The 17,363-nt window shown below is 63.2% G+C and carries 10 protein-coding genes; 9 read left to right on the top strand and 1 reads right to left on the bottom strand.

Annotated features, from left to right (window positions below):
- Positions 1–2 precede the first annotated feature (2 nt).
- The 7 genes from J5274_RS13605 (at position 3) to J5274_RS13575 (ending at position 8,921) form a co-directional block, all read left to right on the top strand.
- Positions 3–1,094, top strand: a complete 1,092-nt coding sequence (locus J5274_RS13605; RefSeq protein WP_142822897.1) for an ABC transporter ATP-binding protein — start codon at positions 3–5, stop codon at positions 1,092–1,094.
- Positions 1,095–1,215: 121 nt separating this feature from the next.
- A complete protein-coding gene (locus J5274_RS13600) occupies positions 1,216–3,672 on the top strand; it encodes a glycoside hydrolase family 2 protein (protein WP_219274636.1) in 2,457 nt (818 codons plus the stop codon).
- Positions 3,673–3,759: 87 nt separating this feature from the next.
- Complete coding sequence (locus J5274_RS13595) at positions 3,760–4,521, top strand: sugar phosphate isomerase/epimerase (protein ID WP_142822893.1); 762 nt, start codon at positions 3,760–3,762, stop codon at positions 4,519–4,521.
- A gap of 14 nt (positions 4,522–4,535) precedes the next feature.
- Positions 4,536–5,669, top strand: coding sequence for a Gfo/Idh/MocA family protein (locus J5274_RS13590; RefSeq protein WP_142822891.1), 1,134 nt, complete (start codon positions 4,536–4,538; stop codon positions 5,667–5,669).
- Between the two features lie 64 nt (positions 5,670–5,733).
- Positions 5,734–6,765 (top strand): L-glyceraldehyde 3-phosphate reductase, encoded by a 1,032-nt coding sequence (mgrA, locus tag J5274_RS13585; protein WP_142822889.1) that lies wholly within the window; start codon positions 5,734–5,736, stop codon positions 6,763–6,765.
- An 86-nt stretch (positions 6,766–6,851) separates the two neighbouring features.
- Positions 6,852–8,459 carry a glycoside hydrolase family 43 protein gene (locus J5274_RS13580; protein ID WP_142822887.1) on the top strand — a complete coding sequence of 536 codons (1,608 nt, stop codon included), beginning with the start codon at positions 6,852–6,854 and terminating at the stop codon, positions 8,457–8,459.
- 159 nt (positions 8,460–8,618) lie between these two features.
- The gene (locus tag J5274_RS13575) at positions 8,619–8,921 is read left to right on the top strand and encodes an RcnB family protein (RefSeq protein WP_142822885.1); all 303 of its coding nucleotides are present in this window, start codon (positions 8,619–8,621) and stop codon (positions 8,919–8,921) included.
- 93 nt (positions 8,922–9,014) lie between these two features.
- Here the strand turns inward: J5274_RS13575 and J5274_RS13570 are convergent, their stop codons facing one another.
- Positions 9,015–15,887, bottom strand: coding sequence for a hypothetical protein (locus J5274_RS13570; protein WP_142822884.1), 6,873 nt, complete (start codon positions 15,885–15,887; stop codon positions 9,015–9,017).
- 470 nt (positions 15,888–16,357) lie between these two features.
- On the opposite strand from J5274_RS13570, the gene J5274_RS13565 reads away from it, so the two are divergent.
- The gene (locus J5274_RS13565; protein WP_142822883.1) at positions 16,358–16,726 is read left to right on the top strand and encodes an Hpt domain-containing protein; all 369 of its coding nucleotides are present in this window, start codon (positions 16,358–16,360) and stop codon (positions 16,724–16,726) included.
- 161 nt (positions 16,727–16,887) lie between these two features.
- Complete coding sequence (locus J5274_RS13560; RefSeq protein WP_142822881.1) at positions 16,888–17,208, top strand: 2Fe-2S iron-sulfur cluster-binding protein; 321 nt, start codon at positions 16,888–16,890, stop codon at positions 17,206–17,208.
- Positions 17,209–17,363 lie beyond the last annotated feature (155 nt).

Raw genomic sequence — 17,363 nt, 5'->3', positions numbered from 1 at the left:
TCATGACATCCAGTGTTTCCATTCGCGATCTGTCGCTCAATTTCGGCGCGGTCAATGTCCTGCAGAACCTCAACCTCGAAATCGCGGACGGCGAGTTCCTGGTGCTTCTCGGCTCGTCCGGCTGCGGCAAGTCGACGCTTTTGAATTGCATTGCCGGGTTGCTGGACATCTCCGACGGCCAGATCTTCATCAAGGACAAGAACGTCACCTGGGAAGAGCCAAAGGACCGCGGCATCGGCATGGTGTTCCAGTCCTACGCTCTCTATCCGCAGATGACGGTCGAAAAGAACCTGTCCTTCGGCCTCCGCGTGGCGCGTCTGCCGAAGGCGGAGATCGAAAAGCGCATCGCAAGGGCTGCCGAGATCCTGCAGATCCAGCCGCTGCTGAAGCGCAAGCCGGCCGAACTCTCGGGCGGCCAGCGGCAGCGCGTTGCCATCGGCCGGGCGCTGGTGCGCGACGTCGATGTCTTCCTGTTCGACGAACCGCTGTCCAATCTCGATGCAAAGCTGCGCTCCGAACTGCGCGTCGAAATCAAGCGCCTGCACCATGCGCTGAAGAACACCATGATCTACGTCACCCACGACCAGATCGAGGCTCTGACGCTTGCCGACCGCATCGCCATCATGAAGAACGGCGTCATCCAGCAACTCGACGATCCCACCACGATCTACAATGCGCCGCGCAACCTGTTCGTCGCCGGCTTCATCGGCTCGCCGTCGATGAACTTCCTGCGTGGCGAGCTGGTCGAGCGGGACGGCAAGGTGGCCTTCACGACCAACGGCGTGGACTTCACGCTCGACGGCTATGCGGCTTCCGAGCCGCTTGTGGCGGGTCGCAAGGTCGTGCTCGGGCTGCGTCCGGAGCATATCGGGGTCAACGAGGCCGCCGGTCCCGGTGCTGAAGTCCACGATGCGGTCGTCGATATCGAAGAGCCGATGGGGGCCGATAATCTTTTGTGGATCAAGCATGCCGGCCACATCATGTCGGTGCGCATCAACGGCGCGCGACGCTTCAAGCCGGGTGCGGCGATCAAGCTGATTTTCGATATGTCCGTGGCCTCGGTCTTCGATGCTGCGACAGAATTGCGGATCTAGGGGCGAGGGGTTGCGGGTCTCCGTCGGCGCTTCAGCGCCGCTGAGGCATGCCCAGCTGGCCGAGGACTGAGCGAAGAAAGAGCGAGAGGCGCTTTCGGCGTTGAATTTAGGAAATGACGGCATGACGGATACAGAAACTACGATCGATCTCGCCGGCGCATGGCAGCTGACATCGCCGGGCAGTGACCACCAGGCTGAAATCCAGATCCCCGGCGACGTTCATTCGGCACTGCAGGCGGCCGGCATCATTGTCGATCCCTATGTCGGGCGCAACGAGGAGATCGTCCAATGGGTGGCGCATCGTGACTGGGTTCTGCAACGGCGCTTTGTTCTCGGCAAGGTCGACGGCGACTGGTATCTCGATATCGACTCTCTCGATACGGTGGCGACCGTTACGATCAACGATACCGTCGTGCTCGAGGCGGACAATTGCTTTCGCCGCTATCGTCCCGATGTTTCCAAGGCTCTGCGACCCGGTGAAAACACGCTCAGCATCGTGCTGCATTCCAGCATTGCAGTCGGCGCCGCCTTGCAGGAGAAGCAGCCCTTCTACATCCCCTACCATCCCGGCAATTCGCCCATCGCCAACGGCAACATGCTGCGCAAGCCGCAGAGCCATTTCGGCTGGGACTGGAATATCGCTATCGCGCCGCTCGGACTTTACGGCACGGTAGCGCTGCGCCGGCTGGAGACGGCGCGGATCGAGAGCGTGACGACGCGCCAGATGCACAACGACGACGGCACCGTCGATCTCCTGGTGACGGCGGCCTTGTTTGCCGGCCGGCAGGGGGTGGCACAGCTCTATTTCGAATTGGACGGCGAGCGGGTGCGGCTTGATTGCGGCGTGGTGGCCGGCGAGACCGCCATTACCCACGTCTTCCATATCGACGAACCGAGGCTCTGGTGGCCTGCCGGCAGCGGCGAGCAGGCGCTCTACAGGCTGTCGGTCGAAACCGGAAACGAGGTGGTGACACGGCAGATCGGTCTTCGCACCATCGAACTGATCACCGACAAGGATGCGGCCGGCAGCCGGTTTGCCTTCAAGGTCAACGGTCGCGAGATCTTCTGCCGCGGTGCCAACTGGATCCCCGCCGATGCGCTGTTCTCGCGCTCGAGCCGGGAAAAGACCGAGGACCTGCTGCAGTCTGCAGCCGATGTGCACATGAACATGATCCGGGTGTGGGGCGGCGGCTTCTACGAGGCCGGCTGGTTCTACGACATCTGCGACCGGCTTGGCCTGATGATCTGGCAGGACTTCATGTTCGCCTGCAATCTCTATCCCTCGACCGGGGACTTTCTCGACAATGTCGCGGCCGAGGTGACGTATCAGGTAAAGCGTCTGGCCAGCCATCCCTCGATCGCGCTCTGGTGCGGCGACAACGAACTGGTGGGCGCTCTCACCTGGTTCGAGGAATCGCGCAAGGATCGCGACCGCTACCTGGTCTCATACGACCGGCTCAACCGGACCATCGAGCTTGCCATGAAGCAGGCGGCGCCGGAGGCGATCTGGTGGCCGTCGAGCCCGGCCTCGGGCTATCTCGATTTCGGCGATGCCTGGCATGCCGATGGCTCCGGCGACATGCACTACTGGTCGGTCTGGCACGAGAACAAGAGCTTTGACAATTACCGCTCCGTGCGCCCGCGCTTCTGCTCGGAATTCGGCTTTCAGTCCTACACCTCGCTGCCGGTCATCCGGACCTATGCCGAGCCGAAGGACATGAACGTCGCATCGCCGGTGATGGAGCTTCACCAGAAGAACGCCGGCGGCAACCAGCGGATCGCGGCAACGATGTTCCGCTATTTCCGCTTCCCCAAGGATTTCGCCAATTTCGTCTATCTCAGCCAGATCCAGCAGGCGCTGGCGATCCAGACGGCGGTCGATTACTGGCGCTCGCTGAAGCCCCATTGCATGGGGACGATTTACTGGCAGCTGAACGACACCTGGCCGGTCGCGTCGTGGTCCAGCCTCGATTATGGCGGGCGCTGGAAGGCGATGCACTACATGGTGCGACGCTTCTTCCAGCCTGTCGCCGTCGCCGCGATCCCGAGCGAGGACAAGGCGACGATCCGGATGTCCGTCGTCAACGACACGCTTGACGAGGTCAGCATCGACCTGGCGCTGCACATCATCACCATGTCCGGCGAGGTCAGGCCGATGACGTCGGTGCAGGCGACCTGCGGTCCTGATGCTGCCGTCACTGCCTTCGAGGTCGATGCTGCGGCGATTGCTCCCGGCTGCCTTCTCGGATGGACATTCACAGCTTCGAACGGCATGGGCGGGCAGGGACACTATGTCCACGGTACCTACAAGGCGCTGGAACTCGAGCCATCGGGCCTCAGCGTCCGGCGCATCGAGCGCGCGGAGGACGGGGCGGTCGAAATGACGCTCACCGCCAGCGGACTTGCACTTTTCGTCATGATCGAGAGCGAGACAGACGGGCGCTATTCCGACAACGCATTCGATCTTACAGCAGGCGAGACGCGGCTGGTCAGGTTCATGCCGTCGCTGCCGATGGCGCCCGACGCCCTGCCGGATTTCCGTTTCTACGACCTGCAGTCCTGCCAATCGCTGGACTGACCCCAATCACGTTGCTGCCATCGGCGGCACCCCGACCGGCACAAGCCGGCCAAGACGACAGGCCGAACGGCCATGGAGGAGAAAGCAATGACGACACTTGGTTTTCAGCTTTACAGCGCCCGCGAGTTCCCGCCGTTTTCCGACGTGTTCGCCAAGGTTGCCAAGGCCGGCTACAAGGAGGTCGAGGGCTATGGCGCGATGTATGCGAGCCTCGACGATGCCGGACTGAAGGCGATGCGTGCCGATCTCGACAGTAACGGCCTCACCATGCCGACCGGACACTTCGGCCTCGACCTGCTGGAGAGCAACCCCGAGCGTGCCCTCGAGATCGCCGGCGTGCTCGGCATCGAGTCGATCTACGCACCGCACATCATGCCTGACCAGCGGCCCTCGGACGCAAAGGGCTGGCATGCATTTGGCGCCCGGCTGGAGGCGGCGGGCCGCCGGTTCAAGAATGCCGGCCTCGATTTCGGCTGGCACAACCATGATTTCGAGTTTGTCAAGCTTGCCGATGGCTCGACGCCGATGGAACACATCATGGCCGGTGGCCCCGGTCTTTCGTGGGAGGCCGATATCGCCTGGGTAGTGCGCGGCGGCGCCGATCCGTTCGCCTGGATCGAGACCCTGGGTGCGCGCATCACCGCCGTCCACGTCAAGGACATCGCGCCAGCCGGCGAAAACACGGATGAGGGCGGCTGGGCCGACGTTGGCCACGGCACGCTCGACTGGGCCAAGCTGATGCAGGCGTTGAAGTCGACGGGCGCCCGCCATTATGTGGTGGAGCATGACAATCCCAACGATCTGGACCGCGTCGTGACGCGCTCTATCGCATCGTTCAAGACCTACTGATCGGAGGGCTCATCATGGCCAAGGAACTCGGTGTCGGCATCATTGGATGCGGCAATATCTCAACGACCTATTTCACGCTGTCACCGCTCTTCAAGGGATTGAAGGTGCTCGCCTGCGCCGACATCAACATGGGTGCGGCGGAGCTTCGGGCGGAGGAATTTGGCGTCAGGGCACAAACGATCGACGAGCTGCTCGCAAACGACGAGCTCGACGTGATCGTCAACCTGACCATCCCGGACGCCCATTTCGCGGTCTCCAAGCGTATCCTCGAAGCCGGCAAGCACGTCTACTCGGAAAAGCCGCTGGTGCTGACGCTGGAAGAGGGCGAGACGCTGCGGCGTCTTGCGACGGAAAAGGGGCTCGCCGTCGGCTGCGCTCCCGACACCTTTCTCGGCGGCGCCCACCAGTTGGCGCGCAAGTTCATCGACGACGGCGGCATCGGCCGGATCACGTCGGGCACCTGCCATGTCATGAGCGCTGGCATGGAGATGTGGCATCCAAACCCTGACTTCTTCTTCCTGCCAGGCGCCGGCCCGATCCTCGATCTCGGCCCCTATTATGTCGCCGATCTCATCAACCTGATCGGGCCCGTCAAGCGCGTCGGAGCGATGACCTCGATGGCGTCGGAGACCCGCACGATCACCAGCCAGCCACGTCATGGCGAAATCATTCCGGTAAAGACGCCGACGACCATCCAGGCGTTGCTGGAATTCGTCAGCGGCGCGACCATCACGCTGACGGCCAGCTGGGACGTCTGGTCGCATCGGCACGGCAGCATCGAGCTCTACGGCACCGAGGGCTCGCTCTACGTGCCCGATCCGAATTTCTTCGGTGGAACGGTCGAAGCCAGCGGTCGCAACAAGGATATCAAGACGCTGGATGCATGGGACCATCCCTTCGGCATCGCCAACCAGGAAAGTCCGCAGGGTCCGCGCGCCAATTATCGCACCGCCGGGCTCGCCGACATGGCGGCCTCGCTCATCGACGGGCGCGATGCCCGGTGCTCGCTCGACCGTACGCTGCACGGCGTCGATGTCATGACGTCGATCCTGACTTCCGGCGCCGATAACCGGTTTATCGAATTGACGACCACCTGCAGCCAGCCGGCAGCACTCGGCATCGAAGAGGCACAGGCGCTCTTGAAGTAAAGCTGGCGGAAGCTATTGTGCGCGCGGGCTGAACAGCCCGCGTTCGAGCATGGGAGAGATATCGATGAGCTGGCAACCGGCGGAAGACCGCTATTCGAAGATGAAGTACAACCGCACCGGCCGTTCCGGCCTGAAGCTGCCGGCCGTTTCGCTCGGCCTGTGGCACAATTTCGGTGGCGACACGTCCCATGACCGCAAGGTCGACATGTGCCGCACCGCCTTCGATCTCGGCATCACCCATTTCGATCTTGCCAACAATTACGGCCCGCCTCCGGGCTCGGCCGAAACGGCGTTCGGCGAAATCCTGCGCACGGATTTTGCCGGCCTGCGGGACGAACTGATCATCTCCTCCAAGGCCGGCTACAACATGTGGCCGGGTCCCTACGGCGAGTGGGGAAGCCGCAAGTACCTCGTCGCCTCCTGCGACCAGAGCCTGAAGCGCATGGGCCTCGACTATGTCGACATCTTCTATTCGCACCGCTTCGACCCGGACACACCGCTCGAGGAAACCTGCGGCGCGCTCGACTACATCGTCCGCTCCGGGCGGGCACAGTATGTCGGCATCTCGTCCTATAATTCCCAGCGGACCCGCGAGGCGGCCGCGATCCTGAAATCGCTGGGTACGCCATGCCTCATCCACCAGCCGAGCTACTCCATGCTCAACCGCTGGGTCGAGGACGACAAGCTGCTCGACACGCTGGACGACGTCGGCATGGGATCCATCGTCTTTTCGCCGCTGGCGCAGGGGATGCTGACGACCAAGTATCTGAACGGTATTCCGGAAGACAGCCGTGCCGCGCAGGACCATTTCCTGAAGCGGGAATTCATTCGCCCGTCGATCCTCGACAATATCCGCAAGCTGAACGCTATTGCCGAAAAGCGCGGCCAGACGCTGGCGCAGATGGCGATAGCCTGGGTTCTGCGCGGCGGCAGGGTGACCTCGGCGCTGATCGGCGCCAGCCGTTCGTCGCAGATCGTCGATTGCGTCAAGGCGCTCGACAACGCCGATTTCACCGCCGAGGAGCTGAGTGAAATCGACGTTTATGCCAAGGAGGCCGATATCAACCTCTGGGCCAAGTCGGCCGAGCTTGAATAGTCGCCGCTCGGTGACTGTGTGCCGATAGTTCGAACTGAGGCGTCGCCTGCGGGCGGCGCTTTCATCGCCTTGGAGGAGGTAGACCGATGATCCACAATCCTATTTTGCCTGGCTTTAATCCCGACCCGTCCATCTGCCGCGTCGGTGACGACTACTATATCGCCACATCTACCTTCGAGTGGTATCCCGGTGTGCAGATCCATCACTCGCGCGACTTGGTGAACTGGACGCTGGTGCGCCGGCCGCTCGAGCGACAGGCGCAGCTCGACATGCGCGGCAATCCGGACAGCTGCGGCGTCTGGGCGCCTTGCCTTTCCTATGCCGATGGGCTTTTCTGGCTGGTCTACACCGATGTCAAACGGCTCGACGGTAATTTCAAGGACGCCCATAATTACATCGTGACTTCAGAGACCATCGAGGGCGAATGGTCGGATCCGGTCTATGTCAATTCGTCGGGCTTCGACCCGTCGCTGTTTCACGATGCCGACGGTCGCAAGTGGTTCGTCAACATGCAGTGGAACCACCGCAGCGAGAGCTTCGGCGGCTCGCCGAAATCGCCGGCCTTCGACGGTATCCTGCTGCAGGAATACGATGCCGCCAGCAAGTCTCTCAAAGGCCCGATCCGCAACATCTTTGCCGGCAGCCCGCTCGGTCTCGTCGAGGGTCCGCACCTGTTCCAGCGCAACGGCTGGTATTACCTGACGACCGCCGAGGGTGGCACCGGCTACGACCATGCCGTCACCATGGCGCGCGCGCGCGATATCGCCGGCCCCTACGAACTGCATCCGGACAGCCACCTGATCACTGCGAAGGATCACCCGGAGGCAGGCCTGCAGCGCACCGGGCATGGGCAATATGTCGAGACCCCTGACGGTGGAGCCTATCACACCCACCTCTGTGGCCGTCCGCTGGCGCCCTTGCGTCGCTCCACACTCGGCCGCGAGACGGCCCTGCAGAAATGCGTCTGGAAGGATGACTGGCTCTATCTCGCAAACGGCACCGTGGTGGGCGACGTGGACGTTCCGGGCCTTGCCGGTGCTGTTCCCCTCGACAAGCCGCGACGCAGCGGCGCGAATTTCGACGGACCGACGCTGCCGGCCGATTTCCAGTGGCTTCGCACCCCGAGGCCGGAGCTGCTGTTCAGTCTCACAGAGCGGCCAGGCCATCTGCGGCTGTTCGGCCGCGAAAGCATAGGCTCATGGTTCGAGCAATCGCTGGTTGCCCGTCGGCAGGAGCATCATCGGTTCCAGGCGGAAACCGTGATCGAGTTTCTGCCGGATACCTACCAACAGGTAGCGGGCCTGACCCACTATTATAACCGCTTCAAATTTCATGCGCTCGCCGTGACCGTGCATGAAGAACTCGGGAGGTGCCTGACCATTCTCTCATGCCCGGGCGATTATCCCGAGGGACGTTTGAGCTTCCCGGTTGGCAGCGGCGTCGCCGTTCCCGATGGACGAGTGCAGCTCTCTCTCGAGGTGTGCGACAACGACCTGCAGTTCTACTGGCAGGCCGAGGGCATGGGCGCCTGGCAGGCGATCGGGCCGGTGCTAGACGCCGGCGTGATCTCGGACGAGGGCGGGCGTGGCGAGCACGGCTCGTTCACCGGCGCCTTTGTCGGCATGTTTGCCTTCGATCTCTCTGGTCGGGCGAAAGCCGCAGATTTCGACTGGTTCAACTACGATATCCTCTAGGTTGACGGACGTCGCGGGCCATGTTTGCCTGGCCGGCCTGCCCCATAGCGGGTCGCGCCTGACTGCATTGACAAAATTTAATATATTTGACCGCGATCCGTCACCTTTTTCAGGTAAGGCTGCGCGTCTAAAAGACGTAAAAAACTACGAGGAAAGCCCATGAAGAAGACGATCACCGCGCTGCTTGCTGCGGCGTGCCTGATTGCACCGCTGGCGCAAGCCCCTGCAGCCCTTGCCGCGACGTCATCAAAGGATGTTCATCGGCCTGTTCTGCACAAGGGGAGCTGGACGCGCGGCCATCGGCTTTCACCCTCCGACCGCAACCACGCGGTCCCCCTCGACTACACCCGCTACCGCCTGAAGACGCCGCCCCATGGTTATCGATGGGTCCGCATCGGTGGAAGCTTCCTGATGGTCGGCTCCACCAGCGGCCTCATCCTCAGCGTCGTGGCCGCGCGCTGAGCAGCGGCTGGATTGATCATTAACCACCTACCGTGAAACGAAAAATCCCTGGCTCATGACCAGGGATTTTTCAGTTTATGCGGGGTGCTGTTGTCAGCTGAAACGGCCGGCGGCGTGGGCGAGCATGGTGTAGACCTTGCCGGTGTCCGAGGTCAGGTAGGACTGGGTGACGGATTTGTCGCGGTCCGTGCTGGCAACGTCTGCGAGCAGCTTTTCGAAGTCGCCGATGTAGCGGTCGACGGCGGTGCGGAATTCCGGCTCGCGGTCATACTTGCGCTTGATCTCGTCGAAGGTCTGCTGACCCTTCAGCGTGTAGAGACGGCGGGTGAAGACATCCCGTTCGCCGCGCTGGTAGCGACGCCAGAGGTCGACCGATGCGTCGTGATCGATGGCGCGGGCGATATCGACCGACAGAGAGTTCAGCGATTCCACGACGTGACGCGGGTTTCTGGCATCGCCGGAGCGAGGTGCCTGGGCGGCGGTCTCGGCGGGAGCGCGCGGGGCGGGTGCGCGGGCCGGTGCCGTGTCGGCCGCGTCGTCGCGCGATGCGCCGCGCAACAGGTCGCTGATCCAACCGCCGCCGGCCTGGTCTTGGCGGGCAGGCGTCGTTGGCGTTGCTGCGGGCTGGCGGGGAGCCTGTGGTGCGCGGTCGGCAGCGATGGTGCCGCGAAGGCCCATCGGCTCGATAGGACGCTGCGGAGCGGCAGCTTCCGGCTGCTGCAGGAACTGCGGTGCAGGCTGCTGGGCAATCGGCTGGCGCTGCTGGGCGACCGGCTGCGGCTGCGTTGCAGCTGGCTGAGGCTGCGGCGCGACGGCTGCCTGCTGGGGAGCGACACGCTGCGGCTGGGCGGAAGCCCGTGTCACAGGCGTTGCGATTTCCAGCTGCTGCGACGAGCGCCCGACGATCTGCGAGATGTCCTGCAAGGCCTTGATCTGCTCGGCCACGGCGCGACGCATGGCAGCGGCGCTTTCCTTGGCTTCTTCCGGCAGGTCGAAGGCACCGCGCTTCAGTTCCGTGCGGGTGAGGTCGAGTTCCTTGCGGATATCGCCGGCCGAACGGCGGATCTCGTCGGTGGCCCCGGAGAAGCGGTCGATGGCTTCCTCGACGGCAACGCGCAGGGTTTCGCGCATGGAGTAGGCGGCATTGTCGGTCGTCTTGCCGGCTTCCGAGAACATGTTCTCGACATCCGACATCGACGCTGTCAGCCCGCCGCGCAGGCGGCTGGTGAGTTCGTTGGAACGACGCTCGGCATTTGCGAAGGTGCCCTCGATCGCATCGTTTGCTTCCTGGCCGGCCTTGGCGAGCGCATCGCGCATCGTCTCGGCCGTCTGCTGGGCGCGGGCTTCCGTCTCGGACAGCACGCGACCGATATCGGCGACGGAGGCCTGTACGCCCTGGCGCAGATTGCCCGATACCTGATTGGAACGCTGTTCGGCGCGGTCGAATGCGGTTTCGACGATGGAGCCGACAGCGCGCAGGGTCTTTTCGATCTCTTCCGAGCGCTGCACGAGCCCGACCGAGAGGCCTTCCAGCGCGCTTTCGCGCTCTTCCAGCGTCGACATCAGGTTCGACTGGGCGGCGCCCAGAAGTTGCGATGCCTGGGTCAGGACCTTGGAGTGCTCGTCGAAGCGGCTGATGATCCCGCCGACCTGCGACAGGGTGTGGATCGAGATGTCGCTGAGCTTGTCGATCTTGCCTTCGAGCAGGCGGGTCGAGGCGGAGACCAGTTCGGAAGCCTTGCCGGCGCTCTCGGCAAAGCGCGTGCTGGTCGAGCCGAGGCGTGTATCGACTTCGGCCAGATCGTGCGTGGCGCGGTTGAGCATGGCAACGATCGCCGAGTTGTTGTCGCCCAGCCGTTCGATGAGGCCGTTGACATTCGAAAGCAGGCTCGTTTCCAGCGCATCGACCGTGCTGGTGACGCTTTCCGTACGGGCGGAAATGGCGGCCAGCGTCTCGTTGGTGCGCGACGCAATGGCATTGACCAAGGCGGCATTCTCGGTGCGCAGGCGTTCGGCTGCCTGCTGGGCTGCCGCCGCGATGCGCTCGGCTGCCTGTTCGCCGGTGGCAGCGTAGGCGTCGACCACCGGGCGGGCCTTTTCGTCGATGATGCGTACCAGTTCGGCGGAGCGGCCGGCCAGCATGGAGTTCAGGTCGCGGCTCCGGTCGTCGAGGCTGTTGCGAATGGACGAACCGCGTGCTTCCAGCGCCTTGTCGACATTGGCAAGCGTCGCATCGATATCGCGGGCGCGGTCGTCGAGGTTGGTGCGGATGGCGTTGGTGCGTTCCTCGAGGGCTTCGCCGACGCGCGTCAGGCTGGAGGCAATCTGTTCGCCTGTTCCGGCCAGTGTGGAGCGCATCTGCTGGGTGCGGGCTTCGAGTGTCTTGTCGACATCCGAAAGCGTCGCATCGATGTCGCGACTGCGTTCGTCGAGGCTGGTGCGGATAGCGGTGCTGCGATCCTCGAGCGCGCGTTCGACGCGGGCCATGGTCGATGCAATTTCCTCGCCGGTGCCGGCAAGGGCCGAGCGCAGCGATGCGCCGCGGGCTTCGAGCGACTGTTCGACCTCGGAGAGGGCGGCAGACAGCGCCGTGACCTGGTTGCCGACAAGGCCTTCAGCCTCGGCAACCTTGTTGACGATGATGTTGCCGGCCTCGGAGAACGTCTGGGCGACGGCTGCCGCCTGGCCTGCGAGACGGTTCTGGGTTTCGGAGACGCGGTGGACGATGTCCTGCGAGCGCTCTTCCATCGTACGGGTGAAGTCTTCGCTGCGGTTGCCGAGGTTGTCGGCAAACTGCTGGCCGGTGCTGGCGAGCAGCTCTGCGGTGCGGGTGGCCTCGTTGTCCATGCCCTGCGCAGCGTCGGCAACTGCCGTGCGCAGCGTCGTTGCGAGCGCGGTGGCCTTGCCCTCGATGGTGCGGTTGACGGCATCGAGGCCGAGATTGAGCGCGCGATCCATGGTCGACAGGCGCTCGTCGATGCGGGCGGTACCGGTTTCCATGGCGTTGCTGAGGTTGGCAGTGCGTCCGTCGAGGGTCTCCGTCAGGCGGGCAGCTGCCTCGCTGGTGGCGCGGTCGATCTGCTCGACACTGCCGGAGAGGCTTTCCGCCAGCCGGTTACCGGCAGCGTCGACCTGTTCGACGACACCGGAGATACCATCGCGGATCCGGTGTTCGATGCCGACGAGACCGGACTCGACGCGCGAGCCCGTGTCTTCGAAGCGCGTCGTCATGCCTTCCACGGAGGCCGTCAGGTGCGACGAGAAGGTTTCGGCCGAGCGGATGATTTCACCGGCGGCGTCCTGGAACCTGCCGGCAATGGCGCCGGCGCTGCTCTGCAGGCGTTCCTCGAGCGAGCGGGCGCTGGTGTCGATGGCACCCCGAAGCGAGGCTTCGTGCTCTTCGAGGGACATTTCCATCATGCCGACGCTGGTGGCGATCGACGTGCCGATGGTCATGGCCTGTTCGGCGAGCGTACCGTCGATCTGCTCGTGGGCGTCGCGCAATGTCTGCTGGATGGCGTTGCCGCGCTGGTCGAGCGTCGTGCGGAGGCGCTCGTGGGCGTTTTCGAGGCTGTGGTCCATCTGCGCAAGTCCGGTGCCGATGGTGGCTTCCAGGCGGCCCGTGGTGTCGGCAAGCGCATTCTCGACGCGCGCGGTCGACTGGCCGACCACGGTTTCGAGGCGTTCGCCGCCGTTGTTGAGGACGCTGGCCAGCCGTTCGGTGTGGGCACCGAGAGCCTGGTCGAGGCGCTCGTGATTGTCGACATAGGCTGCCCGGATTGTCTCGGCTTCCTTCCCGAAGGTGCCTGCGATGCGGGATTCTGCGCCAGCAACGCTGTCGAGAATGGCGTTGGTGCGGGCTTCGAGCGCGCTGTCGAAACGGTTCTGGGACTCTTCGAGAGAGATGGCGAGCGCCATGGTCTTGTCGTCGAGAGCATCGCCGAGGCGGCTGTGGCTGCTGGAGACGACGGCATTGATCGCCTCGACGCTGACGCCGAGTGTCTCGTCGAGCAGGGCGTGGTTTTCGGCCAAGGTCTGCGCGAGGACGCGGGTTTTGTTATCCAGGGTTTCCAGCATGCGGTCGTGACCGCTGGAAACCGACGTGGCGATGGCATCGCCGCGTGTGCTGAGCGTATTTTCAAGCCGCTCCTGGGTCTCGGACAGCGAGATCGCCAGCGCCATGGCGCGTTCGTCCAGGGCTTCGGTGAGGCGTTCGCGGCCGTCGGAAACGGCAGCGGCGAAGGCGTCCGTGCGGCTGGTCAGGGTCTGTTCGAGCCGCTCCTGGGTCTCGGACAGCGAGATGTCAAGTGCCATGGCACGCTCGTCCAGCGCTTCCGTCAGGCGGTCGCGGCTGTCGGAAACGGCATTGGTGAAGGCATCGGTGCGGCTCGCCAGGGTCTGGTCGAGGCGTTCCTGGGTTTCGGACAGTGCGATGGCGAGAGCCATCGTCCGGTCGTCCAGGGCATCGGTCAGACGCTCGTGGGTCGTCGATACTGCGCCCAAAAGCGTCTCGGAGCGGCTGGCAAGGGTCTGCTCGAGGCGTTCCTGGCTATCGGAGAGCGAGATGGCGAGCGTCATGGTGCGCTCGTCCAGTGCGTCTGTCAGGCGTTCGTGGCTGTCCGAAACGGCGCTGACGATGGTCTCGGAACGGCTGGCCAGGGTCTGTTCGAAGCGCGACTGGCTGTCCGACAGAGCATTGAAAAGCGCGCCGCTGCGCTCGGCCATGACGGCATCGATCCGCTCGTGGGCGGAGCCGAGCGTCTGGGTGATTTCGCCGGTGCGCGCCGACAGGGTGTCGTTGAGCGCCTGCGTGCGGCCGACAAAGGCCGATGTCAGTTCGTGGGTACCGGAAGACAGCGCCGTCGTCAGTTCGGACGTGGCTGTTTCGATGACGCTGGTAAACTGTCCGGAGCGGGCGGCAAGCGCCTCGCTCAGTGCCTCGGCGCGACCCTCGAACGTGGCATTCAGGGTCTCGGTGCCGGAAATGACGGCCGACGAAACATCGGTCGTGGCGGCTGTCAGCGCCGATGTCAGCTCGGCTGAGCGGGCTGCGATGGTGCTGCTCAGTTCGTTGCTGCCTGTGGTGAGGGATGATGAGAGTTCGAGCGTGGCGCCGCGAAGTGCCGACGTCAGCTGCTCTGTGCGGGCGCTGAGGGCTGCCTGCAGCTCTTCGGAGCCCGTGCCGAGCACGGCTGCAACGTCGCCAGTCGCGCCGCGCAACGCAGCGGTGAATTCGCTGGTGCGGCTTTCGAGCGCCGAGGTAATTTCGGCTGCCTTCGAGCCGATGGCGCTTTCGAGCACCTCATGGCCGGTCGACAGGGCTGTGGCGAGTGCGAAGGAATGGTCGGTCAGCGAGGAGCCGATACGCTCGATGCTGGTGGTAAGGATGCCGTCCATGGCTTCCGAGCCGCCGGCCAGCGTTTCGTTGATGCGCGCAAGGCTTTCCATCAGCTTGCTGTCGAGCGAGCCGGCACGCTTGTCGAATGCCGTTGCGAATTCCGCGACACGTTCGTCGAAGCTTGTCGACACCTGCGCGACCGTCGACTGCAGACGCTCTTCGAAAAAGCCGGAGCGAAGGTCTAGGTCCATGACGGTGTCGTCGACACTCGACTGCAGGCTCTGGCGGAAGCTGGCTCCCTTTTCGTCAAGTGCGCTGTTGAGCTTTGCAAGCACGTTGTCGAGGGTACCGGTGATGCCGCGTTCACCGCTGTTCAGGCTGTCGCTAATTTCGCGGGTACGGGCGATCAGGGTTTCGTTCAACTGGCGGGCGCGGTCGTTGAGCGCGGCATTCAGCTTGTCGGTGTTGGCGTCCAGCGTCGAGGCGCGTGTCTCGAACTGGCTGAGAAGCTTCTTGCCGCGTTCGGACAGGGTGGTGGAGAGGGATTCCAGGCGCGTATCGAATTCCTGGTTCAAGGCGAAGCCGGAAGCACTCAGGTTTTCGATGAGGCTGTCGGTCTTGGCCGCTAGCAGCGAGCCGAGCGATTGCAGGGCTGCGTTCGACTTTTCCGAGAGAGCAGCGGCACGCGTGTCCATCAGGGTCGCGAAAGCTTCACCCGAGGTCGCCAGTCGAATGGCGATTTCCTCGGTGGCGAGCGACATGTCTTCCTTGATCTGCTCGTGGACGCCCGAGATCGACGAGCGGATCCGCTCGGCGTGATTGACGATGGCGTCGCGCTCGGAACCGAGTTCGTGGACGAGGCCGCGCACGCGCATTTCGTTGTCGGCATAGCTGCGCTCGAGCGCGTTGACTTCGGAATGGACGAGGGTCTCGAGTTCGGTGGCGCGGGCGATAGTGCGCTCGATGCCTTCGTTCATCGCGGAGACTTCGCGGCGTACGGCCTGGCCGACCGTCATGATGCGCTCGGAGGCGATTGTCTCGGGATCGGAGAGGCGCAGTGCTACTTCAGCCATGGAGCGGGCGGCGTTGCGCATGTCCTGGGCGCGCGACAGCATGATGGCAAAGGCATAGAACAGCAGGATCGGAACAAGGATCCCGATGATGCAGGCGATCACGCCAGGCAGGGCCACGAGTTCGGCGAGCGAGCGGATCTGCCAGATAGGCGGGGAATAGATGACGCTCGTCAGACCGATGCCGGCAATCAGCCAGATGACCGAGAAGATCGTCGCATTGCGGATGGCGCCGCCGATGGAGGCGTTGTCCAGCGAGCGCAGGATCGACTGGGGGCTGGCCCTGCTGGTATCGTTGGCGGGTTCGAACATCTGATTGCGAGGGGTATCGCCCGGTCGCCCGGCAGTTCCGCGGGCTGCGGCGGCCTTGCGAGCCGCTTCTTCCTTTGCCTGCCGTGCACGCGCATTCGAGGTCTCGGCCAAATCTGCCTCCGTTGCACGCGGCGCAGGTCCGGTGCGAGCTGGTATTCCGTCATCGCTGAAATCGATTTGCAGCGCTTCGTCCAAAGCTTTGAAAGCCTTGTCTTCAACCGACTCGCTGTATTTGTTGTTCGCCATACGGATACGCCTCGTTACACTCGTTCCGGCCGACCCTGCATTTCGAAAATCCGCCAAGATCCGATACGCAACATCTCGCCAGCCGTACTACCGATTTCCTTAACAAGGCATCGGCATCCACATTACAATCCGCGCGAAGTGCAATTTTGCACAATGGGCGGTACCAAAACATTACCACTTTCGGGGCGTCGGGCAAAGGCGACGCCGCGGCACGAAACACCAGTACCGTACTGACACATTAGCAGCACTGTTACAATTATGGGATGGCAAACGTCCGGAAGCGTTAGCGTGTTGTTAACACCTTTTAAATCAATGCATTGTCGAAAAGCCGATAATTTAACCGTGTTTAACGGTCGTTAACCATACGTGCATTTTTCCGCCTTCGTTGTGCCGGAATTTAACGGGATGGCCATGCCGCAGCCGCAAGGATGCAGCAACGCACCGACAAGAGACAACCGGAGAATGGGCCCATGGCCGCCTTGAACATCGCATTTGAAGCCCCTGACAACTCGCGCGGCATGGGGCCGTCGCGGGAAAAGCCTATCGATCTGGTCCATCTCGCCCGGCAGACCATGGGCGACAAGGTGCTCGAAATCGAGGTTCTGCAGATGTTCGCCCGCCAGGCACGCAGCTGTCTCCACGATATCGGCAGCGGCAATGCCGACCAGGTGAAGGCTGGTACCCACCGTCTGAAGGGTGCAGCAAGCGCCGTTGGTGCCTTCAAGGTAGCGCAATCCGCCGAGGCTTTCGAAGCGCACTCCAGCGATGCTGCCTGCATGGCGGCTGTCGGCACCGCCGTCGTCGAAGCGGAAAACTTCATTCTCAAGCTTTGCCGTTAAGCTCGGATTCGCTGCGCCGTCCCCATGAGGGACGGCAACATCGCTGACCGGTATCCGGCCGAGCCAGTGGCTTTCGGAGCCGGCGATGTTGACTGCTGTTTGGAATTGTTGGAAGAAAATCCGACCCTGACAAATATCACTCGCGGATTCCGGATTATCTTATGACCAAACTGACAATCGTTGCTTTCGACGGCACGCGTTTCGACTTCGATGCCGACGAGGGCTCGACCGTGATGGAAAACGCGGTGCGCAATTCCGTGCCCGGCATCGAAGCCGAGTGCGGCGGCGCCTGCGCCTGTGCCACCTGTCATGTCTATGTCGACGATGCCTGGATAGAGCAGGCGGGACCGCCCGCTGCGATGGAAGAAGATATGCTCGATTTCGCCTTCGATGTCAGGCCAAGCTCGCGGCTTTCCTGTCAGATCAAGCTGACCTCGGCGCTGGACGGCCTTGTCGTTCACGTGCCGGAGCGCCAAGCCTAGTCCTGCATCTCTCAAGGCGCCCCAAAAAAAACCTCGCCCATTTGCGGAGCGAGGCCAGGCGGGCGTATCGCCTACAGGCGAGGGAGGAAGCGCTTGCGGCTTCGGATACGCCGGGAGAACCCAGGAAAATGGGAACGCAATACCATCGTCGATGC

It is taken from the genome of Rhizobium sp. L51/94, assembly GCF_019355555.1.
GTDB classification, from domain to species: Bacteria; Pseudomonadota; Alphaproteobacteria; order Rhizobiales; family Rhizobiaceae; genus Rhizobium; species Rhizobium rhododendri.
Note: the sequence above shows the minus strand (reverse complement) of the source record. Positions and strands in the feature narration are given on the sequence as shown.